Source organism: Saccharothrix algeriensis, assembly GCF_016907655.1.
In the GTDB taxonomy this organism is placed as follows: Bacteria; Actinomycetota; Actinomycetes; order Mycobacteriales; family Pseudonocardiaceae; genus Actinosynnema; species Actinosynnema algeriense.
Genome location: NZ_JAFBCL010000001.1, coordinates 2,036,402 through 2,063,199, shown reverse-complemented (window position 1 = coordinate 2,063,199; position 26,798 = coordinate 2,036,402). Strand labels below are relative to the sequence as shown.

The following is a 26,798-nucleotide window of genomic DNA, read 5'->3' as shown; positions in this document are numbered from 1 at the left end:
GGCCGGTGGCTCCGGACCGTGGCGAGATGTGCGCGGTGGCTACCCGACGCGGGTCAGGGTGCTCGTCCCGCAGGAATGACAAATCCACCGCCCCGCCTCGTCAGGTGGCATCGTCACCGTCCACTGGGCGGTATCCCGATCCGCACCCACCCTGATCGTGACCGTCTTGTACCCGATGATGGGACCGCAGTTGCCGCCGCCGCTGTCCTGGGTCCGTGCCGGAGTCCTCCCGGTGGCTTTCGTCTTGTCCCCGGTCAGCTTGATCCTGTCGTTGCAAGTTGTCTGGTAGACGTACACGCCGGGCTTGGATTCGACGATGTCGAACTCGTCCCGACCTTCTCTCCAGGTGCCGGCGACCCCGGTCTGCCGGGTGTTCGTGACCGCGGGTTTCCTGGTGTTCGTGATCGCGGGCTTCCTGGTGCCCGGTCCGCCGGTTCGCCGGTTGTTCACGACGCCGGTCGTCCTCCCACCGGTGGTGGCCGGCCAACCGCCTGCGGCTTCGCTCTCCTTGTTCCTGTCGTGCACGACGAGTGCGACGGCGCCGACGACCGCGAGCGCGACGAGGAACGAGACCAGCAGCGAGCCGCCCTGGGCGGCGGCTGCCGCTGTCGCCCCGGAGGCGGCCGTCGCCCCGGAGGCGCCGCCGGGGAGCACCGGAGGGCTCGTCGCGACGGCGGTCAGGCCGGGGTCACCGCTGACCGGTGCGGTGGCGGGGTCGCCGAGCGCCTGGGTCGGGCCAGGGTCGGGCGACACCCCGGGCCCGGTGGGATCGGCGCCGGAGCAGCCCGGGTCGACGCTGTCACGGGTGGTGGGTGCGGGGGGTTCCGGCGCCGCGTGCTCGAGGTCGGCCATGTGGTCGGCCACGGCCCGGGAAGTGCCGCCCTCGTCGGGGGCGGCTTGCGCCGGTGCGTCGACCCGGCCGGGCGGCTGGAGCTCCTGCGGCAGGAACCGGTGGGCGTCGGACGCGGCGGTCGTGCCCTGGTGGTCGCCGAGGACGTGCCACAGCACGGAAGCCTGTGCCAGCAGGGCCGCCGCCGCGACGCGTCGACCCGTGACCAGGCAGCGGATGCCCTCCTCGTGGGTGAAGTACGCCTCGGCTCGTCGATCACCCGCGCGCCGGGCGCCGGCCCACCCGCGCCCCAGCACCCGCCCCCAGGCGTCGAACCGCAGCGAGTGCGCCAGCTTCGGTGACGCGGCCCGGCCGAGCGCAACGGTGAGTTCGGGCATCCCGGCGTCCACCGCGAGGCCGGCGACCCTCTCGATCGCCCTGCTGTGGGCGGCGACCTGGGCGGGTGTCGTGGCCGGATCGGCCGCCCACCGGGTGAAGTACCGGCACAGCCCCTCGACCGGGATCGCCGCGGTGTCGCGGCGCCGCACGGCCGGCACCACACCCGGTGCGCACCGGTACCCCTGCTCGCCCGGCGTCAGGAGACCGAGATCGGTGAGGCGCCGGCACAGCGCGGCCGGATCCGGTTCGCCGGCCAGGGCGCCGATGTGCTCGGCGGCGAGTTCGGCGTCCTGCAACGCCGCGAGGAGGTCCAGCGCGCCCATCGCGGCGCCGTCGAGCAGTTCGAGCAACCGCGGCAGCAGGTCCCCGACGGCGCCCGGCGCCGGCAGCGCCGACCGGCCGGACCCCGCCATCCCGGCCGCGCGCAGCAGGAGCAGCGGGTTCCCGCCGGACGCCTGCCACAGGCCGGACGCCGTGGCGTGCTCCGCGTCGTGCAACGACCTGCCGAGGGCCCGGGTCAGCAGCAGCGTCGCCCCGTCCCGGCCCAGGCCGCCCAGGTGGTGCACGGCGCCGTCGCCCAGCAGCGTGCTGTCCCGGCAGGCCACGACGAAGGTCGCGTCGGGCGCCAGGTCGGCGAGTTCCCGCAGCTGGCCGGTCGTCAGCTCGGCGTCATCGACGTACACGGTGATCCGCAGGCCGGTCAGCATCCCGCGCAGGTCGGTCCGGGACGGTGCGTAGCCCCGGGTCCGGTAGCAGGCTTCGAACACCTCCTGCGCGAGGTCGGCGACCTGTTTGTGCGCGGCGCTGACGAACACCACGCCGTCGGGTCCGTTCCCGGTCGTCCGCGCCAGGTGGCGCAGCAGGGTGCTCTTGCCGATCCCGGCCGGCCCGCTCAGCTGCACCAGGCCACCCGCGGCGATGGCCGCGGCCAGCGCAGCCGCGTCCGCTTCCCGCCCGAGCGGTTCGGGCGTGCGCCGGGGGAGGACCGAGATCCGGTCCCTGCGCACCGGCGCAGGCCGCTCCCGCTCGACCCTCCCCACCATGACGGAGGACCCGTGCCGCGCGTCGATCACGAGGTTGTAGTCCCCCGCGACCACCGGCCCGTCGGTGCTCCCGCCGACCTCGACGCTGTGGCTGACGCGCCCGTGACCCGGAGCGGGGCCTTGACCGTCCCCACCCGGTCGTCCGAGGTCTTCACGCGCCTGGCCCATGATCACTGCCCCCTCGGAAGGTGGGGAATCCCGGCACCGGAAAGCCCACTCACAACAACCGCCACCAGGCGTCGCACGACGTCTCCTTGACGACCACCGCGACGTGCCGGTAGCCGGCGGGGCCGACCTTGCAGTAGCCCTCGTCGACCAAGTGCTTCACCGCGTTCGACACCACCAGCGCCAGGCACGCGTCACCGGTCTCCCCGAGGACGTGCTTCACCTCGGGTGCGTCCACCAGGCGCGCCGCGTGCACCAACGGGGTGCCCGACCACTCACCGCCCACCCGGTCGACATGGCCGACGTGCACGGCGGCCCGCAGGTCGATCCGGTAGGCGTCACCGGCCGCCTCGTTGTGCTCCCGCAGCGCCTTGGCGACCGCCTCGATGAAGACGTCGAGGACGCCGACCGGTGTGACCGCCTCCGGCATCACCACCTGGAGGCCGTCACCGCGGTCGACGAACTCGAAAGCGTCCGGTGACACCCCCAGCGCCACCGCCCCCGCCCGAACGCACTCCTCCAGTGCTCGGCGCATGCGCCGTTGCCCGTCGTTGTTGCGCGAGCTCGACCTCTGCACGTCCGTGGTCACCACGACCCGGTACGCCGCCAGCAGGTCGGCACGCGGCCTCCGTTCGGAGGTGACTTCCGGGTCGGACGTCGTGGTGTTCATGTGGGCGGTGTTGCCGCTACCGGCAATAACCGGCCCGTGGGCGTTCCCGCCGATCTTGACGCGAGCGTCGTGCAATGGCTGCCCCTGCATCACGGCTCCTCACCGCCGAACTGCACCCATCGGCCATTCCTCGGTGATCGTTCGCCCAGCGAGGCGTTCGATGAAACGGAGTTGTACCGATCAGCGGAGGCGCGTTCCACGTCATATGACGCACAAGTCGCTCGTTCAACCGCTCAGCCCACTCGATCGGTCGACGGGCGATGCGGCACCGTCCTGCGCGCGCCGAGCGGGCCTGATCGGCGCGCTGCCCACCCGTCGCCCGACCTGCCCGGTGCCGACTCGCCGTTTCGTCCGGGAGCACCGCGGCTGCAGCGACGCCCTGCTGCGCCACCGCAGCCTTCGCACCGCTGTCACCCGCATCAGTCCGGCGTGTCCTTCTGCGTGGTGCAGGGAAACGCACCGCGCAAAGGTGCGTTTTTCGTCCTAAATGCGCTCGAACAACTCGCTGACCAGCTTCTTCTCCTGCTCGAAGTTCGCGCCCGACGTCACGGTGATCTCGACCGGTCCCTTTCGCGCCACCAGGGTGTTCTCCACGACCTCACCGGTGCCCAGGGTCGCGGTGTACGCCTCGTCGTGGAAGCCGGGCAGGTCCTTCACCTTCCGGCCCCCGCCCGCGGCCCTCTCCTTCTCCTTGCCCTCGGCGAACGCGCCCGCGTCCGCCCCCGTCCGGAACCGCACCGAGGTCTCGACGCCGCCGCCCTCGTACCGGCAGGTCACCGCGGAGCCGTCGACGGTCTCGCGCGGGTGGCTCAGGTTCAGCCGCAGCGCCGCGCCGACGACCTCCTCGGGCGCGTCGGCGCAGTTCACCGGGTCGACCTCGCCCTGCGTGGTGATCGGGGCGGCCTGCTCGCTCGACGTGGCGGGAGGGGGCGGGTCGTCGGGGGTGGAGGTGCAGCCGGCGAGCAAGGCCGGCCCGAGCGCGACGAGCCCGAGCACGGCCGCGAGTGCCTTCTTGTCGGTCACCGCTCCTCCAAGTCCCTCGTCCGGTGGTTCGCCCGAACGGGGGACGACGTTACCCGCGGGCCGCCGCTGCCCGCGCCCGGCCGGGCCGGTCAGCCGGCGAGCCCCTCCAACCGGACCACGATCGACTTCGACGTGGGCGTGCCGGAGACGTCCGCCGTGGAGTCCAGCGGCACCAGCGGGTTGGCCTCGGGGAAGTACGCCGCCGCGCAGCCCTTCGCGGTGGGGTAGGACACCACCCGGAACCGCTCGGCGCGCCGCTCGGTCACGCCCGTCGGGTCCTCCGGCCACTCGCTGACCAGGTCCACGTGCTGGCCGTCCCGCAGGCCCAGCTCGGCGAGGTCGGCCGGGCTGACGAACACCACCCGCCGGCCGTCCTTCACCCCGCGGTACCGGTCGTCCAGGCCGTAGATGGTGGTGTTGTACTGGTCGTGGCTGCGCAGGGTCTGCAGCAGCAGCCGGCCCGGCGGCACCCGCAGCACGGTCAGCCCGTGCGCGGCGAACTGCGCCTTGCCGGTCCGCGTGCCGGTGAACTCGCGGGCGTCGCGGGGCGCGTGCGGCAGCACGAACCCGTCCGGGCGGCGCACCCGCTCGTTGTAGTCGGCGCAGCCCGGCACGACCCGGGAGATCCGGTCCCGGATCAGGTCGTAGTCCTTCTCGAACTCCTCCCACGGCACGGGGTGCGCGTCGCCCAGCACGGCCCGCGCGAGCCGGCACACGATCGACACCTCCGACAGCAGCCGGTCGCTCGCGGGCGCGAGCCGGCCGCGCGAGCGGTGCACCACCGACATCGAGTCCTCGACGGTGACGAACTGCTCGCCGCTGTGCTGGAGGTCGCTCTCGGTGCGGCCCAGCGCGGGCAGGATGAGCGCGGTCCGCCCGTGCACCACGTGCGACCGGTTGAGCTTGGTGGACACCTGCACGGTCAGCTCGCACGACCGCATCGCCCGCTCGGTCACCGCCGTGTCGGGCGTGGCCGCCACGAAGTTGCCGCCCACGGCGAAGAACACCTTGGCGCGGCCGTCGCGCATGGCCCGGATCGAGGCCACCGTGTCGAGCCCGTGCTCGCGCGGCACGCTGATGCCGAACTCGGTCTCCAGCGCGGACATGAACTTCTCCGGCATCTTCTCCCAGATGCCCATGGTCCGGTCGCCCTGCACGTTGGAGTGCCCGCGCACCGGGCACAGCCCCGCGCCCGGCTTGCCGATCATGCCGCGCAGCAGCGCCACGTTCGCGATCTCGCGGATGGTCTGCACCGAGTGCCGGTGCTGCGTCAGGCCCATGGCCCAGCAGAAGATGGTGCGCCGGGAGTCCGCCAGCATCCGCGCGAACAGCTCGACCTGCGCGCGCGGCAGGCCGGTGGCGGCGTCCACGGCGTCCCAGTCCAGCCGGCGCACGTGCCCGGCGTACTCGGCGAACCCGTCGGTGCGCTGCGCGACGAACTCCTCGTCCACCGCGCCCCACGACAGCAGCAGGTTCCCCGCGGCCTGGAACAGCGCCTGGTCGCCGCCCAGCCGGATCTGCAGGAACTCGTCGGCCAGCGGGGTGCCGGCGCCGACGAGGCCCCTGGCGTTCTGCGGGTTCTTGAACCGCATCAGCCCGGCTTCGGGCAGCGGGTTCACGGCGACGACCTTCGCGCCCGCCTTCTTGGCGTCCTCCAGCGCGGACAGCATCCGCGGGTGGTTCGTGCCGGGGTTCTGGCCCACCACGACGACCAGGTCGGCGCGGGCGAAGTCGTCGATGCCCACCGAGCCCTTGCCGATGCCGGTGGTCTCCGACAGCGCCGCGCCGGAGGACTCGTGGCACATGTTCGAGCAGTCCGGCAGGTTGTTCGTGCCGAACGAGCGGACCATCAGCTGGTAGAGGAACGCGGCCTCGTTGCTGGTGCGGCCGGAGGTGTAGAAGACGGCCTCGTCCGGGTGGGCCAGCCCGTTGAGCTGGGTCGCGACCAGCTCGAACGCCTCGCTCCACGGGATCGGCTCGTAGTGCGTCCCGCCCTCGCGCAGCACCACCGGGTCGGTCAGCCTGCCCTGCTGCCCCAGCCAGTAGTCGGTCTTCCCGGCCAGCTCCGCGACCGGGTGGGCGGCGAAGAACTCCGGCCCGACCCGCCGCCGGGTGGCCTCCTCGGCGACCGCCTTCGCGCCGTTCTCGCAGAACTCGGCGAGCTTGCGGTGCCCCTGCGGCTCCGGCCAGGCGCACCCCGGGCAGTCGAAGCCCTCGCGCTGGTTGAGCAGCCGCAGCGCGGTGACCGTCCGGGTCACCCCCATCTGCTCCACGCCGCGCTTGAGCGACACGGCGACGCCGGGGATGCCCGCCGCCCACCGCTTCGGCTCGGTCACGTCGATCCGGGACTCGTCGATGTCGTGCAGGGGTGGCTCGCTCATGCCCGCCATTGTGCGCCGCTCCCGGGCGCACCCGGGCCGCTCCCGGCCGCCGTGCGCTGGCGCGCCCCGCGCGAGCGCGCCAGCGGTACCGCGATCGACCGTCGACGACGGGGTGGCGCCGGTTCGCCGGCACGGGCCCCAAGGGGTTGAGCACGGCCCGTGACCACGACCTCCACCCCCCGCGCCACCCGGTGATCACCGTCAATTGTGATCGGGGCCACTGGCACCCCGAATCGGCCGAACGGGTGACCTCGGGCGGTGCCGCGCAGGCGTCGGCGGGCGTCCCCCGGCACGGGGAACGGCACGTGCCCGCATCGGATGACGGGAGGGGGCGCTACCAGGTATCTGATTAGAAGTCGACACCCGCGGCTCCGTAGACTCCCCGTGTGACTGAAACGCCCACCCCACCGCAGCGCACCGAACTCCCGCCGGCCTGGAACCCGGCCGAGGTAGAGGCCGGGCTGTACGAGCGGTGGGTGGAGCGCGGCTACTTCGCGGCGGACGCGAACAGCGACAAGCCGCCGTTCACGATCGTGCTGCCCCCGCCGAACGTCAACGGCAGCCTGCACATGGGCCACGCGCTCAACCACAGCGTCATGGACGCCCTGACCCGCCGCCGCCGGATGCAGGGCTACGAGGTGCTGTGGCTGCCCGGCACCGACCACGCGGGCATCGCGACGCAGACCGCCGTCGAGCGCGCCCTCGCGGGCGAGGGCCTGTCCCGGCACGACCTCGGGCGCGAGGAGTTCGTGGAGCGGGTCTGGCGCTGGCGCGAGGAGGTCGGCGGGAAGATCCTCGGCCAGATGCGCCGCCTCGGCGACGGCGTCGACTGGGACCGCGTCCGGTTCACCATGGACGAGGGCCTGTCCCGCGCCGTCCAGACGATCTTCAAGCGGCTGTTCGACGACGGCCTGATCTACCGGGCCGAGCGCATCATCAACTGGTGCCCGCGCTGCCGGACGGCGTTGTCGGACATCGAGGTCGACCACTCCGAGGACGACGGCGAGCTGGTGTCCATCCGCTACGGCTCGGGCGAGCGCTCGGTCGTCGTGGCGACCACCCGCGCCGAGACGATGCTCGGCGACACCGCCGTGGCCGTGCACCCGTCCGACGAGCGCTACCGCCACCTCGTCGGCACCGAGGTCGAGGTGCCGCTGACCGGCCGGTTCGTCCCGGTCGTGGCCGACGAGCACGTGGACCCGGAGTTCGGCACCGGCGCGGTCAAGGTCACCCCGGCGCACGACCCGAACGACTTCGAGATCGGCCGCCGGCACGACCTGCCCGCGCTGACCGTCATGGACGGCCGCGGCGTGATCACCGCGCACGGCCCGTTCGAGGGCCTGGACCGGTTCGAGGCGCGGCCCGCCGTGGTCGCCGCCCTGCGCGAGCAGGGCCGGATCGTGGCCGAGAAGCGCCCCTACAAGCACTCCGTCGGCCACTGCTCGCGCTGCGACACGGTGGTCGAGCCGCGGCTGTCGCTGCAGTGGTGGGTCAAGGTCGAGCCGCTGGCCCGCGAGGCCGCGGCGGCGGTCCGCGACGGCCGCACGCGCATCCACCCGCCGGAGCTGGCCAAGCGCTACTTCGACTGGGTGGACAACCTCAACGACTGGTGCATCTCGCGCCAGCTGTGGTGGGGCCACCGCATCCCGGTCTGGTACGGCCCGAACGACAAGGTGATGTGCGTCGGCCCGGACGACGAGCCGCCGGGCGAGGGCTGGGTGCAGGACGAGGACGTGCTCGACACGTGGTTCTCCTCGGGCCTGTGGCCGTTCTCGACGCTGGGCTGGCCCGCGCGGACCGACGACCTGGCCAAGTTCTACCCGACCAGCGTCCTGTCGACCGGCTACGACATCCTGTTCTTCTGGGTCGTCCGGATGATGATGTTCGGCCTGTACGCGATGGACGGCGTGCAGCCGTTCGACCACGTGTACCTGCACGGCCTGATCCGCGACCAGCACGGCAAGAAGATGTCCAAGTCGCGCGGCAACGGCATCGACCCGCTGGACTGGATGGACTCCTACGGCGCGGACGCGACCCGGTTCACGCTGCTGCGCGGCGCGAACCCCGGCTCGGACATGGCGATCGCCGAGGAGTGGGCGGCGGGCTCGCGCAACTTCACCACCAAGCTGTGGAACGCCACCCGGTTCGCGCTGGGCAACGGCGCGACGGTGGAGCGCCCGGTGCCGCCGCGCGAGCGGCTGACCGACGCCGACCGGTGGGTCCTGGACCTGCTCGACGAGCTGGTCGCCGACGTCGACGCGCAGTTCGAGGTCTTCGGGTTCGCCAAGCTCAGCGAAGCGCTCTACCACTTCACCTGGGACGAGTTCTGCGACTGGTACCTGGAGCTGGCCAAGGTCCAGCTGGCCGAGGGCGGCGAGCGCGCCGAGGCGACCCGGGCGGTGCTCGGGCACGTGCTCGACGTGGTGCTGCGGCTGCTGCACCCGCTGACGCCGTTCATCACCGAGGCGCTGTGGACGGCGCTGACCGGCGGCGAGTCGCTGGTCGTGGCCGACTGGCCGACACCGCGCGGCGGGGCGCGCGACGAGGTGGCCGCCACCCGCGTCGAGGGCCTGAAGAAGCTGGTCACCGAGATCCGCCGGTTCCGCTCCGACCAGGGCCTCAAGCCCGCCCAGAAGGTCGCGGGCGAGGTGCGCGGCGCGGACCGCGTCGACCTGCTCGACCAGGTGCCCGCGGTCCGGGCGCTGACCAGGATGACCGAGCCGGGGGAGGGCTGGGCGGTGTCGGCGTCGCTGGAGGTCGGCCTGCCCGGGGGCGCGGTGACGGTCGAGCTGGACCTGTCCGGCGCGGTCGACGTGGCGGCCGAGCGCAAGCGGCTGGCCAAGGACCTGGCGGCGGCGGAGAAGGAGCGGGCCCAGTGCGAGGGCAAGCTCGGCAACCCCGCGTTCACCGGCAAGGCGCCCGCGGAGGTGGTCGCCAGGATCCAGGCGCGGCTGGCCGCGGCGAACGCCGACGTCGAGCGGATCGGCGCCCGCCTCGAAGCGCTGCCGCGGTCATGAGCGCCCCCGATCCGCTGGAGGAGCTGCGCCAGGTCGAGGCGGAGCTGAACCAGCGCTGGCCGGAGACCAAGCTGGAGCCGAGCGTCGACCGCATCCGGGCGCTGGCCGAGCTGCTGGGCGACCCGCAGGCGTCCTACCCGGTGGTGCACGTCACCGGCACCAACGGCAAGACGTCGACCTCGCGCATGGTCGACGCGCTGCTGACCCGCGTCGGCCTGCGCACCGGCCGGTACACCAGCCCGCACCTGCAGCTGGTGACCGAGCGGATCAACGTGGACAACGCGCCGATCAGCCCCGAGCGCTACGTCGAGGTCTACCGCGACGTGGAGCCGCTGGTGTCCATCGTGGACAGCCGCGGCGAGGTGCCGCTGAGCAAGTTCGAGGTGCTGACCGGGATGGCGTTCGCGGCGTTCGCCGACGCCCCGGTGGACGCGGCGGTGGTCGAGGTCGGCATGGGCGGCCGGTGGGACGCCACCAACATCGCCGACGGCAGGATCGCCGTGATCACGCCCGTCGGGCTGGACCACGTCGACTACCTGGGCCCCTCGCTGGAGGGCATCGCCGCCGAGAAGGCCGGGATCATCAAGCCCGGCGCGGTGGCGCTGCTGGCCGAGCAGGACCCGGCGGTCGAGCGGGTGCTGCTGCGGCGGGTCGCCGAGGCCGACGCCACCGTGGCCCGGCAGGGCTCGGAGTTCGGCGTGCTGCGGCGCGACGTCGCCGTCGGCGGCCAGCTGCTGCGGTTGCAGGGGCTCGGCGGCGTGTACGAGGACGTCTTCCTCCCGCTGCACGGCGCGCACCAGGCGGCCAACGCGGCGCTCGCCCTCGCGGCGGTGGAGGCGTTCTTCGGCGCGGGCGCCGACCGGCAGCTGGACGTGGAGGCGGTGCGCGAGGCGTTCGCGACCGTGGCGTCGCCGGGGCGGCTGGAGCGGGTGCGCTCCGCGCCGACCGTGCTGGTGGACGCCGCGCACAACCCGCACGGCGCCAAAGCGCTGGCGAAGGCGCTGGACGAGGAGTTCGGGTTCCGCAAGCTGGTCGCGGTCGTGGGCGTGATGGACGACAAGGACGCGGTGGGCATCCTCGGCGAGCTGGAGCCGGTGGTGACCGAGGTCGTGCTGACCGCGAACTCGTCGCCGCGGGCCATGGACCCGGACCTGCTGGCGGGCGTGGCCGTGCCGATCTTCGGCGAGGACCGGATGGTCGTGCGGCCCCACCTGGACGACGCCGTCGAGGAGGCCGTGCGGCTGGCCGAGGAGGACGACGGGGGTGGCCTGGTGTCCGGCGGAGGCGTGATCGTGACGGGGTCCGTGGTGACGGCGGGCGAGGCGCGGGCGCTGTTCGGCAAGGAGCCGTCGTGACCGCGCCGGCGCCGAAGAAGGACCCGATGAAGTCGTTCCGCGGCATCATGGCGGGCACGCTCGTGCTGGAGGCGATCGTCGTCGCCCTGGCGCTGCCGGTGGTGGCCAAGCTCGGCGGCGGCATCGGCACGGGCACCGGCTACCTGGTGCTGGGGCTGCTGGTGGCGTTCATCGGCACGTGCGCGCTCCTCAAGCGCCCCTGGGTGGTGTGGGTGATCGGGGCCCTGCACCTGGTGATGATCGTGTCGTGGCCGGCGCTGACCGCGCTGGGCGCCATCGGCGTGCTGTTCACCCTGGTGTGGGTCTACCTGCTGTGGCTGCGGCGGGACGTGGCGCGCCGCATGGCCGAGGGCAGGCTGCCCGGCCAGCAGACCTGATCGCGGTCGCGGCCGGGCAGCCCCCTGCGGCGTGGCGGCTCACCGGGCGTCGGGCAGCCCCAGCGCCGCGCACGTGCCCTGCCCGCCGGGGAACACGCCCACCACCGTCGTCGGCTCCACGCCGGGCACCTGCTCGGTGACCACGCACGCGACCAGCGGCGGGGCGGTGTGCCCGCCGCGGGCGTGCCGGTCGGGCTCGCCCGACCCCGACACCCAGCCGTAGGAGTCCCCCTCCCAGGTCGACGAGCAGACCTCGACGGGGCCGCGCTCCTTGCCGCCGAGGCCCTCGGGCGTGGCCGGGTCGCCGGTGCCGACCGCCTCGGACCGGTCGCGCAGGTCCGCCGACCGGAAGCACCACGCCCGCCCCCGCACCGCGGCCACCGCGCCGGCGGCCGGGTCGGCCGCCAGGAACGCCCTGGTGCGCTCGTCGGCGACGAACACCCCGGGGAACCACAGGCGGTAGCCGGTGGTGGTGGGTACCGGCACCGACGTGCCCAGCGCGTCCTCGTCGACGGTCAGCGCCACCGCCTCGCGGGCCAGCACCATGCCCGTCCGCGGGTCGATCAGCAGGTAGAGCCGCTGCCGGGGGAAGCGGCTGCCGGGCCGGTCGGACACCGCGGACACCGCCACCGCCCGCCGCCCGGCCCGGTCCCGCGTCTCGCCCTCCACGGTGATCCCGGGCAGCGAGGCCAGGATCCGCAGCCCGACGGCCGCGAACACCGGGTCGTCCGCGGCCCGCTCGCTGCCCACCGCCTCGAACCACTGCGCGGTGGACCGCTCGTCGCCCGGGCTCGTGGACGTCCCCGACCGCACCTGCCCGAACAGCCACTCGCGGACCTGCTCCGCCGACGCCGCCCCCACCGGCGGCAGCGCCTCCCCGGCGGGTTTCGCGGGGTGGTCGACCACCAGGGTCCCCCCGCCGCCCCCCGGCGGGTCCACCGAGGCCCGCCTGCCCCGCACCGACGCGTCCGCGCCCGTCCAGGACTGCGAGAAGTCCTCGCCGAGGCCCGCCGCGAGCACCTGCCCGCTGGTGCTGCCCGCCGTGCCGAAGTTCCACTGCCGGCCGACCCGGTACAGCCACGACCCCGACCCCGCGGGCCCCGGCTGCCGCTCGGCCAGCCCGGCCAGCCCCGACAGCAGCACCTGCGGGTCGCGCTCCTGCGTCGGCGAGAACCGCAGCGCGGGAACGGTCGCCGGCTCCGGGCCGGCCGGGCGGCGCGCGAGCTGCCAGCCGGCCGCCACGCCGACGAACACCACCGTGGCCACCGCGGCGGCCAGCCAGGCGCCCCGCCGCGACCGCCGCGCGGGCGCCGCCGCCAGGACCGCCCGCACCGCCTCCTCCACCCGCCGCGGGTCCGGCACGCCGTCCGGGGCGTCCCGCAGGGCGTCCCGCAGCGCCCGCCCCAGCCGCGCGTCGGCGTGGTCCTGCCCCCGAGCGTCCCGCTCACCCATCGACCCCTGCGCCCTTCCTCGTACCCAGCACCGCCCGCAGCCTGGCCAGCCCCCGCGAGGTCAGCGTCTTCACCGACCCCACCGAACAGCCGAGCAGCCGGGCGGCGTCGCGCTCGCTGAGGTCCAGCAGGTAGCGCGCCGCGAGCACCTCGCGCTGCCGCGCCGACACCTGCCCCAGCAGCCGCATCACCTGCGCCCGGTCCACCACCGGGTCGGCCACGTCGGGCACGACGTCGGGCACCGCCACCCGCAGCTCCCGCCGCAGCGACCGCTCGCCCCGCCGCAACCCGTCCCGGAAGACGTTCAGCACCGCCGCGTGCACGTACGCGGCGGACAGCCCCGTCCACCCCTTGCCCGCCCGCCGCAGGCACCGCGCCAGCGCCTCCTGCACCAGGTCGTACGCCCGGTCCCGATCCCCGCCGGTCAACGCCACGGCATACCGGAACCACCCCCCGTACCCAGTCCGCACGAACTCCGCGTAGCTGCCCTCGTCGACACTGGCCACCCGCTGCCCTTCATCACCCGGCCGGTCCTTCACCTCCTGTAACCGACCTGACCGCCCCGGAGGTTGACACCTCCTGCCGGCGCGGTGGTGGTCGGGCACCGGGGTGCCACGGGGCCCGGGTCAGGCGCGCATGTCGACCTGGCAGGCGTCCGCCACCGCCGGGCCGGGCCGCGGCGGGGGCGTCGAGCAGGCGCTGCCCGAGGGCCACGCGCCCCGGCCGAGGTCAGGCAAGCGTCACCCGGTAGCGCCGCACGGATCCGGCGGCGGTGACCACCGCCTCGGTGAAGCACCCCGACCCGACGTCGAGGAGCAGGTCGAGCGACCTGCCGTCCGGCACCGCCAACCCGCTGTAGGGGGAGGGCTCGTTGCCCCTGGGCCGCGCCGCGACCCGCACCGCGCCGCCGTCAGCGACCACGTCCGCGACCACGACCCTGGACAGCAGGTCCACCGGCCGCAGCAGCTCCACCAGCCACCCGTCGACCACGCCGGTCCACGCGGAGAAGCACCACGGCTCGTCCGGCGACGCGTCCGGGCCGGGCACCGGCGACCGGGTCGTCCGCCCGTTGGCCACGCGCACCAGCTCGCGACCGTCGCACCACTCCCGCACCTCCTCGTCCCCCAGCCGCACCGAGTACTCCCAGTGCAGCTCGTCGGCGGCGTCGAGCCGGTGCCGCGAGACCTCCCGGCCGTCGACCACGACCACCGCGCTCGCCTGCGCCGCCCCCCTCGTCACGAGCTTCACCCACGCGCCGACGTCCACCCGATCCCCTTTTCGAGCCTGGCCACGCAAGACGTGCGCGCCGTGCACCACCGACGTCCACCGCCCGAACCGTCGAGCGGCACAGCTCCGGAACCCGCAGCCGTCACCTCAGGCTGCGCCGGTCTCCACCAAGGTGAAGTAGACGGCGGGCAGTGCGGCGAGCAGAAGCCACGGCGACAGGACGCGGCGGCCGAGGATGCGTCTGGCGAAGGCAACGGCCAGCACTCCCGTGCCGATCGCCAGCAGGGGCAGATGCCAGTTCTCGGTGAGGCGGTGCGGACCGCGCGGTGTCGCGCTCCAGCCGAGAAGGCTGGCGAGGAAGACGGACCAGTACATGAAAAAGACGAACACCGCCAGCGCCAGGAACCGGCGTAACACCGTTTTCTGCCTGGTCCGCCCCATCCTCACCAGCCTCCTAGGCCCGTCTCATCGCACGTACTGATAACGCCACGAGCCACACACGATACCCACCAGGCAGGTGGGGTCCTCCAGTTCGTGGTGGAAGACCAACTTCAAGTCCTCGGTGATCGGGCTACCGGGGTCATCGGGGTCTTCCTGGATGAAGTCGAGCCGGAAGAACTGGTGATCGGGCATCTTGTCGTGCGATCCGTAGATCCAGTGCCGACCGTCCTGGTAGATGTCCTGCTGATTGGCGTAGGTGATGCCGGCGAAGGGGTTGCAGTAGGGGTTGCCCACATCGTGCTCGATGACGTTGCGCGCGTACCGCCCATCGTTGCTCAAGGCCCGGACGTCGAAGTCGTCGGCATCGGCGGTGCGGGTGGACTCGTAGACGAACTCCCCGTTGTCCTTGCGTTCGTAGCGGCTGGTGGGTTTGACGTCCTTGCTCGACAGCGTCGTGCTGCCGATCCACAACATGTTGGAAACAGCCCTGGTCCGATACCGGCCAGTGTTCCAGCCGACGCCGCGGTTGTCCCCGCTGTAGTGCCAGTCGGTGCCGCTCCAGTCGCCCTCGCAGCTGATCCCGAACGGATCTTCGGGGGCGTCGATGTACTCGGTGGGGATGAAAGCTTCGTAAGAGTTTTCGGTGTTGATGATCGCAGTGGGGGCCGCGGGGACCTCGTCACCGGTCTTCGCGGATGCCGGAATCTTGGCGATCACCGTGGTCGGTGGGGTGATCTCCACGCCGTACCGGTAGCTGACAGGCCCGCTGTCGCTGCCCTCGCTCGAGTCGGCGTGAATCGAGTTGCTGGTAAATTGGTACTGTGCAGTCTGCCCCAAGCCGACCGGTAAGGCTGCGTTTGCTTCCGTGGTGCTGGCGACCTGCCGGGCCTCGTCTGCCCGCCCCGCTGTTATCGCGTAGGAGGTGGCACCGGGAATCGCTTCCCAGGCCACCGAGGTCTCCGTGGTCGTGGTGACGGCGGTCAGCGGGGTGAGTCGCGATGACGGGTCCGGGTTGGTGGCCGTTACCGCAGCCACCGGCTCGGCTCCCCGCGCGGTCATGGAGACGACGACCACGTGGGCGGACGACGAGCGCGACAGCGGCAGGCTTGTGGACGCATCCGTTCCCCGCCACAGGACCCGGTGCGTGCGGTCGTCGACTACGGCGCGGTCGACACCGGATCCGTCCGAAAAGGTCAGCTCCAGTGATTGCTCCTGGACCCGTGCCAGCACGGTGCTCTGTTCCGATGCGGAAGCGGCAACGGCTCCACTGGTGGCTGGAGTGGCGGCGAAGGCCAGCGCGGCAACAAGTGCCAGGACGACGTATGATCTGGCCGTGCGGTCGGAGTCGGTTACCATGGATTCCCCCTGATCACATCTGACGTCAACTGGTAAGGAAGTCGTGCGAAACAGTTCCGGTCGACGGCTCACCACCTCCTGTCGCTCGTTGTTGTGACCCGCCCCGGCCGCTCGGGCCGCCGATCCGTGCGCCCCCGTTCTTGCTCGAGTCGCCGGTCGGGCGGTAATCAACGCTTTTCCGAATCCCCGCTGCCCGCTCGGAAGCGTCCGTCATCGGCGGAAGTCGAGTGCGGGATTGTGCTGTTCCTCGCTTCGAGCCCGTCCTGCCGGCACTGGTGGAGCTGTCCGGTGGGACGCGGCAGCGCTGCCTGGGCTCAAAATTTCGTCGATACCGCCAGGCGCGCTCTTCGGTGAGTGGCCAGTCGGTGTCGTGGCAACCACGATGCTGGCGATCGGTGTGGTCCTTCAATACTCCTTACGGGTGAGACTTCCACAGCTCGCCGGCTTGTCGTGCACGGACTGTCGGGGGATGGTCTGTTCACTTTCGGTGAGTTTCCCGCCGATTCCACCGCGAGGTTCGATACCCTTCGCGGTCCGTGGCTGGAGTTGGGCATCGCTGTTGCCCTGTCCGGGGTAAAAACGGGTATTGGTTTGAACGGTTGTTGTCCCTGGTGGTCCGAACTAATGTTGTCCATGTGCGCCTGATTATGTATACACTTTCTTTCGTGGGGGGAGCGGAAGTATTTCATGATCATGTGGAAAGGGCAGTCCGGCAGTTGGCTTCAGAAGTGGAGGGGCAGTTCGACGATCCGATCCTGGCGCAGCTGTGGGTTGCGGACAGAGTCCGTTCCGCAGCAGAAAGCCTTGCTGACGGCCTCCTGGCGGAGGCGCGACGCGCCGGTAGCGGAGCCGCTGACCGCCGGAGGAGCACCCGGACCTGGGAGGAACTCGGTTTGGTGCTGGGGATGTCACCCCAGGGCGTGAGGCAACGGCACCTCCGCCGGAGTGGCCGGGCCGACCGGACCGGACCTGCTCCACCGGCACTGCTTGAGGTGCGATGACTGGTTCCGGGCGGTTGAGGAGTGTTGTCCGGCCGGCTCGGCGCCCGTGCGCACCGGGCAGCTCGGTGCCGGTCGGCGGATGCATCCACCGGTTGTCCGCCGGCGTCGCCTCCGTCGCGCGGCCCAGCACGTCCCGGTTGACCGGGAACTCGGGGCCTGTCGGATCGCCACCACGTACGACGCCGGCAAGGCCGAACCGCCTGTGATGAGGACGGCTGCTCACACGACGGGCGGTGCCGTCGAACAGCTCTCGGGCACGCGGGGATGAACGCGTGCCGACGGTAGGGCTTGCGTTGGGCTGAGGCGGTTGTATCGGGTGGACAGCCCCTTCAGCGGCTCCGGCAGCACGCCCACTCCGGCAGCACGCCCACGATGAGACCGGCGAGAGTGAACAGGCGCAACTTCCGGGCCTCGAGCGCACCGAGGCCGCCCCGGCGACGTACCGGGGCGCCCTTGTAGGCGCCTGCGCCCAGGACGTCTCCGACGCCTGGCAGGTCATGTCCTTCAGCGCGAACCGGTTGTCGAGCCGACTGTGCAGCTTGTCCGGGATGGCCCAGACTTCGGACGTAGTCCGTCGTCCACCTTGGACAGCCCCCCGCGGCCGGGCTGCGGACGGTCGGCGGGCAACCGCCTGACGGCGGTCGTTCGCCGGGCACGGGTGATCAGTAAGGACGTTCGAGCCTCGTCAGCCCTCTGCTGCGCATCGTCCTCGCCGAGGAAACTCCTGCTTGCACACCGGGCCGGTGAGGCCGACGTTAGGCCCGACCACGCCCGTGGTCGACCAGCCCAATGCACCGACCGGCGCGACCAGGGGCACGGCGGTGAGCACCAGGCGCACCCATGTCCCCTGCCACGCCCGTGCTAGCGGGTGCTGCGACACCGCGTGCACGCGGGACGGCGACCTCACGGTGTGGCTGCGCGACACCACGGGCTCGTCGCTGTGGTCGAAGTCGCTGCGGCCCCAGCGCCGGTGACCTGACGCGGGTCCCCGCCTCGTCCGGCGGATTGCCCCGCCACCGCGGTCGTGGTTGCGTGGGCCTCCACCCGGTGTGCAACCGGGTGGAGGCCCGCCTGCGACAGGGAGGTCGCCGTGCGCCTGCGCGTGGGGTTCGTCGTCGGCTCGTTCCTCGCCGGACTGGTGACCGCCCCGGCGGCGCCCGCCCCGGGAATGGCGATCGGGGCGGTCGAAGACCTCGCGCCCGGCGCCCGGCCGGGCGACCGGGCCCTGGCGCGCGACGCGGTGCGCGACGACCTCGCGGGCGAGCGGTTCTACTTCGCGCTGCCCGACCGGTTCGCCAACGGCGACACCGGCAACGACCGCGGCGGGTCCGCGCGCACCGACCGGCTGGAGACCGGGTTCGACCCGTCGGACCGGGGCTTCTACCACGGCGGGGACCTCAAGGGCCTGCGCGACCGGATCGACTACCTGGACGGGATGGGCGTCACGGCGCTCTGGCTGACGCCGGTGTTCCGCAACCGCTGGGTACAGGGCACGGGCGCGGACGCCTCCGCCGGCTACCACGGCTACTGGACCACCGACTACACCCGGCTCGACCCGCACTTCGGCACCACCGACGAGATGCGGCGGCTGATCTCCGACGCGCACCGGCACGGCATCAAGGTGTTCTTCGACATCGTCGCCAACCACACCGCCGACCTCATCTCCTACGCGGAGGGCCGCTACGACTACGTCTCCACGCGCGAGGCCCCCTACCTGGACGAGTCGGGGCAGCCGGTCGACATCTCCGCCATCGCCGGGCAGGAGGACTTCCCGGAGCTCACCGCCCCCTACACCCCCGTGGTGCGCGGCGGGAAGTCACCGGCCTGGCTCAACGACCCCTCGCTCTACCACAACCGCGGCGACTCGACGTTCAGCGGGGAATCCACCGAGTACGGCGACTTCTTCGGCCTCGACGACCTGATGACCGAGCACCCGGCCGTCGTGGCGGGCATGAAGCGCGTCTTCACCCACTGGATCGACGTGCTGGACATCGACGGCTACCGCGTCGACACCGTCAAGCACGTCAACATCGAGTTCTGGCAAGCGCTCGCGCCCCACGTGGAGCGGTACGCGGCCCAGCGCGGCAAGAAGGACTTCTTCGTGTTCGGCGAGGTGTTCGACGCGGACCCGGCGTTCACGTCCCGCTACACCACCACCGGGCGGATGCAGGCAGCGCTGGACTTCCCGTTCCAGAGCGGCGCCGCGGCGTTCCTGGCGGGGCGCGGTTCGCAGCGGCTGGGCGAGGTGCTGGCGGACGACGACCGGTACACCGACGCGGACTCCAACGCCTCGTCGCTGCCGACGTTCCTGGGCAACCACGACCTGGGCCGCATCGCGTGGTCGATCCGCCGGGACCGGCCGGGCGTGGGCGAAACCGAGCTGCTGGCGCGGTTGGAGCTCGGCAACGCCCTGATGTACCTGTGGCGCGGCAACCCGGTCGTCTACTACGGCGACGAGCAGGGCTTCGCCGGCAGCGGCGGCGACAAGGCGGCGCGGCAGGACCTGTTCGCGTCCCGCACGCCCGAGTACCGGGCGGAGGACCTCGTCGGCAGCGACCGGACCGGCGCGGTGGACAACTTCTCGGTCGACCACCCGCTGTACCGGCAGTTGCGGGACCTGGCCGCGTTCGTCGACTCCGACCCGGTGTGGCGCACGGGGAACCAGACGCTGCGGTACGCCTCGGGCGACGTCATCGCGTTCAGCCGGGTGGCCGCGGCCGAGCAGGTCGAGCACCTGGTCGTGGCCAACGCCGGCACGACCGCCGCGTCGGTCGACGTCCCGGTGGGCAGCGCGGCGATGCGACCGGTCCGACCCGCCGGCGGGCCCCCGATCCCGGCGGCGGCCGGCGAGGTCGCGGTCACCGTGCCACCGCTGTCGGTGGTGGTGCTCGAGGGGACGAGGCGCCTGAGGGCGGCCGTTCCCGCGCCGACGCTGGTCGTGCCGCCCGCCGGCACGCGCCTGGACGACCGGGTGGAACTGCGGGCCGACGGCATCACGGCGCCCTTCGCGCAGGCCACGTTCGCGGCGGAGGTCGAGGGGGCGCCCGGCTGGACGGTGCTGGGCACCGACGACACCGCGCCGTACCGGGTGTACGCGGACCTCGCCCGGCTGCCCGGCGCGGCGGTCGGCAAGCGGGTCGAACTCCGGGTGGTGGCGAAGGGCTCCGCCGGCCCGCCGGGCGCCGACGGAGCGGCAGTGTCATTGGCCGCCGCACCGCCCGCTGCCGCGCGATGAACGGACCGAGCCGCCCCTAGTGGTCGGCCAACTCGACGCGGGAGAGCACTTCGTCGTCGCGCAGGATGCGGAACTCGTGCCCCTGGGCGCCCAACACCTTGAGGAACCCGGGACTGGTCTCCACGACGTAGACCTCGAACGTGCCGGTGGTGGTCTCGATGCGCTCCCGCGGCACCCACGGCGTCGCGACGACCGCCGCCACGACCAGCGCGACCACGCCGACGACCAACCCGATGCGCCGCACCACGAACCGCACCGGCCCCGGCTCGTCCCCCTTCCGCCGGATGGCGGACACCACCAACCCCGCAGCGAGCACCACCGCCGTGACCGGGACCCACCACTGGTGGTAGGTCCGCACGTGCGCCACCAAAAACGCCACCAGCACCGTCACCACCAGGGGCGCGTACCGGGACCGGGTGGCCGCTGCGTAGAACGCCGCCAACGGCACCATCAGCACCAGCAGCACCGTGCTGATCCGCCGGTCCGCCATGAACGTGCCCAGGAACAGACCGGGCGCGTCCTCCAGGTCCAGGGTGTGCAGCAGCGCGAACGTCGTGTGCCAGTCGTAGTGAGACACGGCCAGCAGGCGCAGCAGCACGAACAACACGGCGCCCCCGGTGAGGGCGGTGCCGAGATGGGCGTTCTCGGTGGTCACAGCCGGCACTATCGCACCCCCGGCTACTCTTCACCCATCCCGAGCACTTCCTGCCCCACTTCGCACGAAGGAGCACCGACGGCCGTGAGCGAGCGCACCCTGGTCCTGATCAAGCCCGACGGCGTGAGCCGCGGTCTGGTCGGCGAGGTCCTCTCCCGCATCGAGCGCAAGGGCCTCACCCTGGCCGCGCTCGAACTGCGCACCGTGGACCGCGCGACCGCCGAGCAGCACTACGCCGAGCACGACGGCAAGCCGTTCTTCGGCGACCTCGTCGAGTTCATCACCGGCGGTCCGCTCGTGGCCGCCGTGGTCGAGGGCACGCGCGCGATCGCGGCGTTCCGCCAGCTCGCCGGCGGCACCGACCCGGTGGAGAAGGCCACGCCGGGCACGATCCGCGGTGACTTCGGCCTGGAGGTCCAGTTCAACCTCGTCCACGGCTCGGACTCGCCCGAGTCGGCCGAGCGCGAGATCAAGCTCTGGTTCCCGAGCCTCTGAGCCGCCGTTCCCGACGGCCCGGACCGCACTCCGGTCCGGGCCGTCGGTGCAGCGGGACCCCGCCGATTTCACTCGGTTGAGTGAACGCGGCGCTCGGGACGGCGGGCCCGACCCCGCGGGACCGCTGTTCAACCGCGCCCTGGCGGTGCCGTTACCCTGGACCGCGTGAGCGTCGAGTCGGTCTTCCCAGCGCTGGAGCCCCTCCTGCCGAGGGTCTCCAAGCCGGTCCAGTACGTCGGCGGGGAGCTGAACGCGTCCGTCAAGGACTGGGACGCCGCGAACGTGCGGTGGGCCCTGATGTACCCGGACGCCTACGAGGTCGGCCTGCCCAACCAGGGCGTCATGATCCTCTACGAGGTCCTCAACGAGCAGCCCGACGTGCTGGCCGAGCGCACCTACGCGGTCTGGCCCGACCTCGAACGGCTCATGCGCGAGCACGGCGTCCCCCAGTTCACGGTGGACGCGCACCGGCCGGTCAAGGCGTTCGACCTGCTCGGCGTCAGCTTCGCCACCGAACTCGGCTACACCAACCTGCTCACGGCGCTCGACCTGGCCGGCATCCCGCTGCACGCGGCCGACCGCACCGAGGACGACCCGGTCGTGGTGGCCGGCGGCCACGCGGCGTTCAACTCGGAACCGATCTCGCCGTTCGTCGACGCGGCGGTGCTCGGCGACGGCGAGGAAGCCGTCCTGGAGATCACCGACCTGGTGCGGGCGTGGAAGGCCGAGGGCCGCCCCGGCGGTCGCGACGAGCTCCTGACCCGCCTGGCCGAGACCGGCGGCGTCTACGTGCCCCGGTTCTACGACGTCGAGTACCTGCCCGACGGCCGCATCCAGCGCGTCGTGCCCAACCGCGAACGCGTCCCGTACCGCGTGTTCAAGCGGACCACGATGGACCTCGACGCGTGGCCGTACCCGAAGCAGCCCCTGGTGCCGCTGGCGGAGTCCGTGCACGAGCGGATGAGCGTGGAGATCTTCCGCGGCTGCACGCGCGGCTGCCGCTTCTGCCAGGCGGGCATGATCACCAGGCCGGTGCGCGAGCGGTCGATCGAGGGCATCGGCGCGATGGTGCAGCGCGGCCTGGAGGCGACGGGCTTCGAAGAGGTCGGCCTGCTGTCGCTGTCCAGCGCGGACCACTCGGAGATCGCCGAGGTCACCAAGGGGCTGGCGGACCGCTACGAGGGCACCAACACCAGCCTGTCGCTGCCCAGCACGCGCGTCGACGCGTTCAACATCGACCTGGCCAACGAGCTGTCCCGCAACGGCCGCCGCTCGGGCCTGACGTTCGCGCCGGAGGGCGGCAGCGAGCGCATCCGCCGGGTCATCAACAAGATGGTGTCCGAAGAGGACCTGATCCGCACGGTCAGCGCGGCGTTCGCGGCGGGGTGGCGGCAGGTGAAGCTGTACTTCATGTGCGGCCTGCCCACGGAGACCGACGACGACGTCCTCCAGATCGCGGAGATGGCCAAGAACGTGATCCGCGCGGGGCGCGAGGTGAGCGGTCGCAAGGACATCCGCTGCACCATCTCGATCGGCGGCTTCGTGCCGAAGCCCCACACGCCGTTCCAGTGGGCCGCGCAGTGCGATCCGGCCACAGTGGACAGCCGCCTGCGCAAGCTCCGCGAAGCCGTCAACGCCGACCGCGCGCTCGGCCGCAACATCGGCATGCGCTACCACGACGGCCAGCCGTCCCTGATCGAAGGTCTGCTCTCGCGCGGCGACCGCAGGATCGGGCGGGTCATCGAGCGCGTGTGGCGGGAAGGGGGGCGCTTCGACGGCTGGTCGGAGCACTTCTCCTACGAGCGCTGGGTGACGGCGGCGAACACCGAGCTGGCCCCGCTCGGCGTGGACCTGGACTGGTTCACGACGCGGGAGCGCGAGGAGCTGGAAGTCCTGCCCTGGGACCACCTGGACTCGGGCCTGGACAAGGAATGGCTGTGGGCCGACTGGCAGGACGCGCTGGACGAGCGCGAGCAGGACGACTGCCGCTGGACGCCCTGCTTCGACTGCGGCGTCTGCCCGGCGATGGGCACGGACATCGAAGTGGGCCCCACCGGCCGCACCCTGCTCCCCATCTCCCCGGTGGGCAAGGGCTCCCCGGTTCGCAACCCGGCCCTGACCGCCACACCTCCGGGTGAATCCACCGAAATCCTGTACGAAACCACCCCTCCCGCCACTCGGTGAGACAACGAACCCCGCGAACCACCCACCACTACCTCGACCCCGGCCTCCCTGCCCCGCCGGTCCCCTGAGCCCCACCCCGCCCACTCCATCCCCACCCACCCCACTGCCCCCAGTACCCACCCCGCTCCCACCGCACCGCCGCTCACGCAGTTGCCATCCCGCCGGGCACGTGGTCTACCGCGTGCACCTCGGCGGAGCCTGCCGCGACGCCCCCGCGCTGGAGGACTCGTCCGCTGCGCTGAGCCTGGTCCGTCCGACTGCCGACCGGCGTTGTGGTGAACCCGGCGGCTGTCCGAGGTGGCGGGTTGGCTCGCCAGCCGCAGTCGTGGTCTGGCGGGCAGCGCTCCAGCAGGCGGCACCGCGGCAGGCGGCACCGCGGCAGGCGGCACCGCGGCAGGCGGCGCTGCGGTGTGGTGGCTCTGATGAGGTGGCAACAGGTGCGGTGGGTGGAAGCCGGCTCGGTCCGCACGGGACGGACGCACCTCGGCCCCTGAGCTTGGCAAGCCTCGGCCTGTACCCCCTCGGTCAGCCCGTCATGGGGAGGACCAGTTAGCCGCGAGGCGTCGGATGCAGCCAGGCTTCCGACCGACCGACCGACCGACCAGCCGCCCGTCGTCGCTGGAGGCTTCGCTCGTCGAGCGTTCGGGCCGACCGCGGCAAAGGCGCTCCGGCAGGTGCCTTCACCCGAACCGGTGATTTGCGGCGCACTGCGCGTTCACACGTCACCCGACCCGCGTTATGCGCGCGCTGAACACCGCGACCGCGGCATCGCGAGCCGAAATCGCCGCTAATTCTCGGACAAACCACCCGCAGGGATCTTGAAGTCGGGAACCTTGAATTCCGAAACCGCCGCCTCGGCGTTCACCAACCCGTGCCCGTAGAAGCCGTTGTACTCCGAGTACCCGGTGCAGAAGGCGTCCTGGACGCCCGTCCCGTTCAAGTCGTAATCGGCCGGACAGGGCAGCGTCTCCGCCTGCGAGTTCAGCATCCGGCTCAGCTCGCCCGCCGTCGCCGTCGGGTGCGAAGAAGCGAGCAGCGCCGCCACCCCGGAAACGTGCGGAGCCGCCATGGAAGTGCCGCACGAGTAGTCGTACCCCGAAGGCACGGTCGACAGCACGCACGGCTGCCCCTCCTCCGGGGACTGCTTGCGGTCGCCGCCCGGTGCGGTCACGTCCACCGCGCCCAGCCCGTACGAGCTGTAACCGGCCTTCACCTTGCTCACACCCACGGACGACACGGCCACCACGTTGCGCAACTGCGCGGGCAGCACCAGACACGTGTTGTCCACCGGACGCGGTTTGACGTCCTCCGGGGCGGCGTTGGTGGGGCTCTGCGCGTCCTGCCCGGGTTTCGACAGGTCCACGCCCCCGTTGCCCGTCGCCGCCACGGTCAGCACGCCACGCCCGTTCGCGAACTCCACCGCACGCCGCACGGCCTCGTACACGACGGCCTGGCCGACCTTGTTCTGGCAGGTGAACACCCACGGGTCGATGAAGTAGCTGTTGTTGGTGATGGTCATGCCGTGTGCGGCGGCCCACATGAACCCGCACACCGCGTACTCCGGGTAGATGAACCCGTCGTCGTCCACGACCTTCACCGATGCGATGCGCACACCGGGCGCGACACCGGTCGTCCCCAACCCGTCGTCGGCCGCGGCGATGGTGCCCGCGACGTGCGTGCCGTGCGCGGAGGTCGTCGGCGACCACGCGGCCTGTGCGGGATTCGCCACACCTGTCGTGCAGCCCGCGGACAACGCCGGGTCGAGCGCGCCCACGAGGTCCGGGTGCGTCGGGTCGATGCCCGAGTCGAGCACGCCGACCACCACGTCCCGGCTGCCCTTGCTGATGGCGTGCGCCTCGGCGGCCCGGATCAGCTCCATGTCCCACTGCTCGGCGGTGCGGTCGACCGAACCGATCGGGGACGACCGCCCGGACGGCGTCTCGTCGTCCTTCTTCCGGGCCGGCGCCCCGGTGCGCTTGGACAGGCCGTCGGCCTGCGCGCTGTACGCCCGGTCCAGCCCGATCTTGCGGCCGAAGCCGGGGTCGGCCGAGACCGCCACGGCGACGCCGATCTGCGGGTAGTAGCCGGTCGTCGTGCCGCACGCGCGCGCGATCATCGCGTCGGCCAGCGGCTCGCTGGTCCCGGCGTCGAGCACGACCAGGTAGCGCAGCGTCGGACCGGGCTGGATGCAGTCGGCGACGGCCGGGGCCTCGTCGACCGGGACGGTGGCGTGCGCGCCCGGCGCGAAGCAACCGGTCGCGAGCAGCGCCGCGCTGACCGCGACCGCGTGGACGCGGCGGAGCAGAGGCACGGGGGACCTCCAGGGCTGGGCAGCCGATCGACCACGGCGGCGGCCGTCAGTGGGACCTCTGTCGCCGGACGGTAGCCAGGCGGGACGAACCAGACAAGCTCAACGGTGTCGAAGGCCACCAAGGTACCGTCCTGCTGGAGTAGAAGCGTGGACCGTTGGGGTGCTCACCCCGTCGGAACCCCACCCGGTACCCAAGGGGAGTAGCACTGAGCCGCCAGCAGCAGCCCAACCCGTCGGCCGCACCGGTCCAGAAGCTCCGGCTGCGTTATGCCAAGCGCGGCCGGTTGCGGTTCACGTCGCACCGTGACATCGCTCGCACCTTCGAGCGCGCGCTGCGCCGCGCCGGCGTGCCCATGGCGTACTCCCAGGGCTTCAGCCCTCACCCGAAGGTCTCGTGGGTCGGCGCCGCACCCACGGGCGTGGCCAGCGAGGCGGAGTACGTCGAGGTCCAGGTCGTGGAGCGGGTCGACCCGGCCGCGCTGCGGGCCGCGCTGGACGCGGTGCTGCCGCCCGGCCTGGACGTGGTCGAGGTGGTGCAGGCGGCGGGCGGCGCGCTGCCCGAGCGGATCGAGGCCAGCGCCTGGCAGGTGGAACTCCCCGGTGTGTCACCCGAACGGTTGACCGACGCGGTGGCGGCGTTCCTCGCGGCGGACTCCGTCGAGGTGGAGCGGCTGACCAAGGACGGCAAGAAGGTCGTCGACGTGCGGCCGGCCGTGGTGTCCGCGGAGGTGCGGCCCCCCGACGCGGAGGCGCCCGGATCGCCCCAGGTGGGCGGGCAATCGAGCGACGCGGGACACGATGCACGGGATTTGTCGCGACCATGTGGGATACTCGTGGTGGTCGTGCGGCAGACAACCCCTACCGTCCGACCCGACGACGTGCTGAGCGCGCTCCGAGTCGTCGCCGACCTGGTTCCGCCGGTGCCCGCGAAGGCGACCCGGATGGCGCAGGGGCGGCTCGACGAAGAAGGTCGCTTGGTCGACCCGCTCGCCCCTGACCGGGCGGCGGAGGAGGTCTGACCGGGCTGCCGCCGGAGCGGCGCTGACGGCGTCGTCGCGGGAGATGGACCTGCTGTGCCGCGTGCACAGCACGTGGCAGAGGATTCCCGCCGCCAGCCGCGGTGGTGAGTGGACAAGAGAGGCCCCTGCGCGGCCGCGTCGCCCAAGACGCGCCCGGGGGCGGA

Annotated in this window: 19 protein-coding genes; 8 read left to right on the top strand and 11 right to left on the bottom strand. The window is 72.4% G+C overall.

What is annotated here, in order from left to right; genetic code table 11:
* Nucleotides 1-39: 39 nt before the first annotated feature.
* From JOE68_RS09115 to JOE68_RS09100, 4 genes are all read right to left on the bottom strand, one after another.
* On the bottom strand, nt 40-2,325 hold the full coding sequence (locus JOE68_RS09115; RefSeq protein ID WP_204841882.1) for an ATP-binding protein: 2,286 nt from the start codon (nt 2,323-2,325) through the stop codon (nt 40-42).
* A gap of 163 nt (nt 2,326-2,488) precedes the next feature.
* Nucleotides 2,489-3,106: a hypothetical protein gene (locus tag JOE68_RS09110; protein ID WP_204841881.1), complete on the bottom strand. Its 618-nt coding sequence runs from the start codon at nt 3,104-3,106 to the stop codon at nt 2,489-2,491.
* Nucleotides 3,107-3,589: 483 nt separating this feature from the next.
* Nucleotides 3,590-4,129 carry a hypothetical protein gene (locus JOE68_RS09105; RefSeq protein WP_204841880.1) on the bottom strand — a complete coding sequence of 180 codons (540 nt, stop codon included), beginning with the start codon at nt 4,127-4,129 and terminating at the stop codon, nt 3,590-3,592.
* An 89-nt stretch (nt 4,130-4,218) separates the two neighbouring features.
* Nucleotides 4,219-6,519 (bottom strand): FdhF/YdeP family oxidoreductase, encoded by a 2,301-nt coding sequence (locus JOE68_RS09100; protein WP_204841879.1) that lies wholly within the window; start codon nt 6,517-6,519, stop codon nt 4,219-4,221.
* Between the two features lie 377 nt (nt 6,520-6,896).
* On the opposite strand from JOE68_RS09100, the gene JOE68_RS09095 reads away from it, so the two are divergent.
* Genes JOE68_RS09095 through JOE68_RS09085 form a run of 3 tightly spaced genes read left to right on the top strand, consistent with a single transcriptional unit; the run spans nt 6,897 to nt 11,259 of the window.
* Nucleotides 6,897-9,527, top strand: a complete 2,631-nt coding sequence (locus tag JOE68_RS09095) for a valine--tRNA ligase (protein ID WP_204841878.1) — start codon at nt 6,897-6,899, stop codon at nt 9,525-9,527.
* The gene (gene folC / locus JOE68_RS09090) at nt 9,524-10,882 is read left to right on the top strand and encodes a bifunctional tetrahydrofolate synthase/dihydrofolate synthase (RefSeq protein ID WP_204841877.1); all 1,359 of its coding nucleotides are present in this window, start codon (nt 9,524-9,526) and stop codon (nt 10,880-10,882) included. The genes JOE68_RS09095 and folC overlap by 4 nt, the downstream gene beginning before the upstream one ends.
* Complete coding sequence (locus JOE68_RS09085) at nt 10,879-11,259, top strand: DUF4233 domain-containing protein (RefSeq protein WP_307819593.1); 381 nt, start codon at nt 10,879-10,881, stop codon at nt 11,257-11,259. The genes folC and JOE68_RS09085 overlap by 4 nt, the downstream gene beginning before the upstream one ends.
* Before the next feature lie 39 nt (nt 11,260-11,298).
* Here the strand turns inward: JOE68_RS09085 and JOE68_RS09080 are convergent, their stop codons facing one another.
* The 5 genes from JOE68_RS09080 to JOE68_RS09060 form a co-directional block, all read right to left on the bottom strand.
* Nucleotides 11,299-12,711: a hypothetical protein gene (locus tag JOE68_RS09080; protein WP_204841876.1), complete on the bottom strand. Its 1,413-nt coding sequence runs from the start codon at nt 12,709-12,711 to the stop codon at nt 11,299-11,301.
* Entirely contained in the window at nt 12,704-13,216 is a 513-nt protein-coding gene (locus JOE68_RS32190; protein WP_204841875.1) for a sigma factor-like helix-turn-helix DNA-binding protein, read from the bottom strand. The genes JOE68_RS09080 and JOE68_RS32190 overlap by 8 nt, the downstream gene beginning before the upstream one ends.
* A gap of 223 nt (nt 13,217-13,439) precedes the next feature.
* Nucleotides 13,440-13,976 carry a hypothetical protein gene (locus tag JOE68_RS09070; RefSeq protein ID WP_204841874.1) on the bottom strand — a complete coding sequence of 179 codons (537 nt, stop codon included), beginning with the start codon at nt 13,974-13,976 and terminating at the stop codon, nt 13,440-13,442.
* Nucleotides 13,977-14,084: 108 nt separating this feature from the next.
* Nucleotides 14,085-14,378 (bottom strand): hypothetical protein, encoded by a 294-nt coding sequence (locus JOE68_RS09065; RefSeq protein ID WP_204841873.1) that lies wholly within the window; start codon nt 14,376-14,378, stop codon nt 14,085-14,087.
* Nucleotides 14,379-14,402: 24 nt separating this feature from the next.
* A complete protein-coding gene (locus tag JOE68_RS09060; protein ID WP_204841872.1) occupies nt 14,403-15,734 on the bottom strand; it encodes a hypothetical protein in 1,332 nt (443 codons plus the stop codon).
* A 1,744-nt stretch (nt 15,735-17,478) separates the two neighbouring features.
* On the opposite strand from JOE68_RS09060, the gene JOE68_RS31015 reads away from it, so the two are divergent.
* A complete protein-coding gene (locus JOE68_RS31015) occupies nt 17,479-17,709 on the top strand; it encodes a hypothetical protein (RefSeq protein WP_239562183.1) in 231 nt (76 codons plus the stop codon).
* Between the two features lie 116 nt (nt 17,710-17,825).
* Complete coding sequence (locus JOE68_RS09050; RefSeq protein ID WP_307819592.1) at nt 17,826-19,970, top strand: alpha-amylase family glycosyl hydrolase; 2,145 nt, start codon at nt 17,826-17,828, stop codon at nt 19,968-19,970.
* A 16-nt stretch (nt 19,971-19,986) separates the two neighbouring features.
* Here JOE68_RS09050 and JOE68_RS09045 read toward each other — a convergent pair whose 3' ends face one another.
* A complete protein-coding gene (locus tag JOE68_RS09045; protein WP_307819591.1) occupies nt 19,987-20,625 on the bottom strand; it encodes a hypothetical protein in 639 nt (212 codons plus the stop codon).
* A gap of 84 nt (nt 20,626-20,709) precedes the next feature.
* Here JOE68_RS09045 and ndk point away from each other — a divergent pair, with 84 nt between their 5' ends.
* Nucleotides 20,710-21,120, top strand: a complete 411-nt coding sequence (gene ndk, locus JOE68_RS09040) for a nucleoside-diphosphate kinase (protein ID WP_204841870.1) — start codon at nt 20,710-20,712, stop codon at nt 21,118-21,120.
* Between the two features lie 165 nt (nt 21,121-21,285).
* Nucleotides 21,286-23,304, top strand: coding sequence for a TIGR03960 family B12-binding radical SAM protein (locus JOE68_RS09035; RefSeq protein ID WP_204841869.1), 2,019 nt, complete (start codon nt 21,286-21,288; stop codon nt 23,302-23,304).
* A gap of 787 nt (nt 23,305-24,091) precedes the next feature.
* Here JOE68_RS09035 and JOE68_RS09030 read toward each other — a convergent pair.
* Nucleotides 24,092-25,615, bottom strand: coding sequence for a S8 family peptidase (locus JOE68_RS09030; RefSeq protein WP_204841868.1), 1,524 nt, complete (start codon nt 25,613-25,615; stop codon nt 24,092-24,094).
* A gap of 284 nt (nt 25,616-25,899) precedes the next feature.
* On the opposite strand from JOE68_RS09030, the gene JOE68_RS09025 reads away from it, so the two are divergent.
* Nucleotides 25,900-26,634, top strand: coding sequence for a TIGR03936 family radical SAM-associated protein (locus JOE68_RS09025; protein WP_239562182.1), 735 nt, complete (start codon nt 25,900-25,902; stop codon nt 26,632-26,634).
* Nucleotides 26,635-26,798 lie beyond the last annotated feature (164 nt).

Coding starts and splice junctions, on each gene's coding strand:
- JOE68_RS09110 (WP_204841881.1), bottom strand. CDS start 3,106: ATGAACACCACGACGTCCGACCCGGAAGTCACCTCCGAACGGAGGCCG.
- JOE68_RS09100 (WP_204841879.1), bottom strand. CDS start 6,519: ATGGCGGGCATGAGCGAGCCACCCCTGCACGACATCGACGAGTCCCGG.
- folC (WP_204841877.1), top strand. CDS start 9,524: ATGAGCGCCCCCGATCCGCTGGAGGAGCTGCGCCAGGTCGAGGCGGAG.
- JOE68_RS09080 (WP_204841876.1), bottom strand. CDS start 12,711: ATGGGTGAGCGGGACGCTCGGGGGCAGGACCACGCCGACGCGCGGCTG.
- JOE68_RS09065 (WP_204841873.1), bottom strand. CDS start 14,378: ATGGGGCGGACCAGGCAGAAAACGGTGTTACGCCGGTTCCTGGCGCTG.
- JOE68_RS09060 (WP_204841872.1), bottom strand. CDS start 15,734: ATGGTAACCGACTCCGACCGCACGGCCAGATCATACGTCGTCCTGGCA.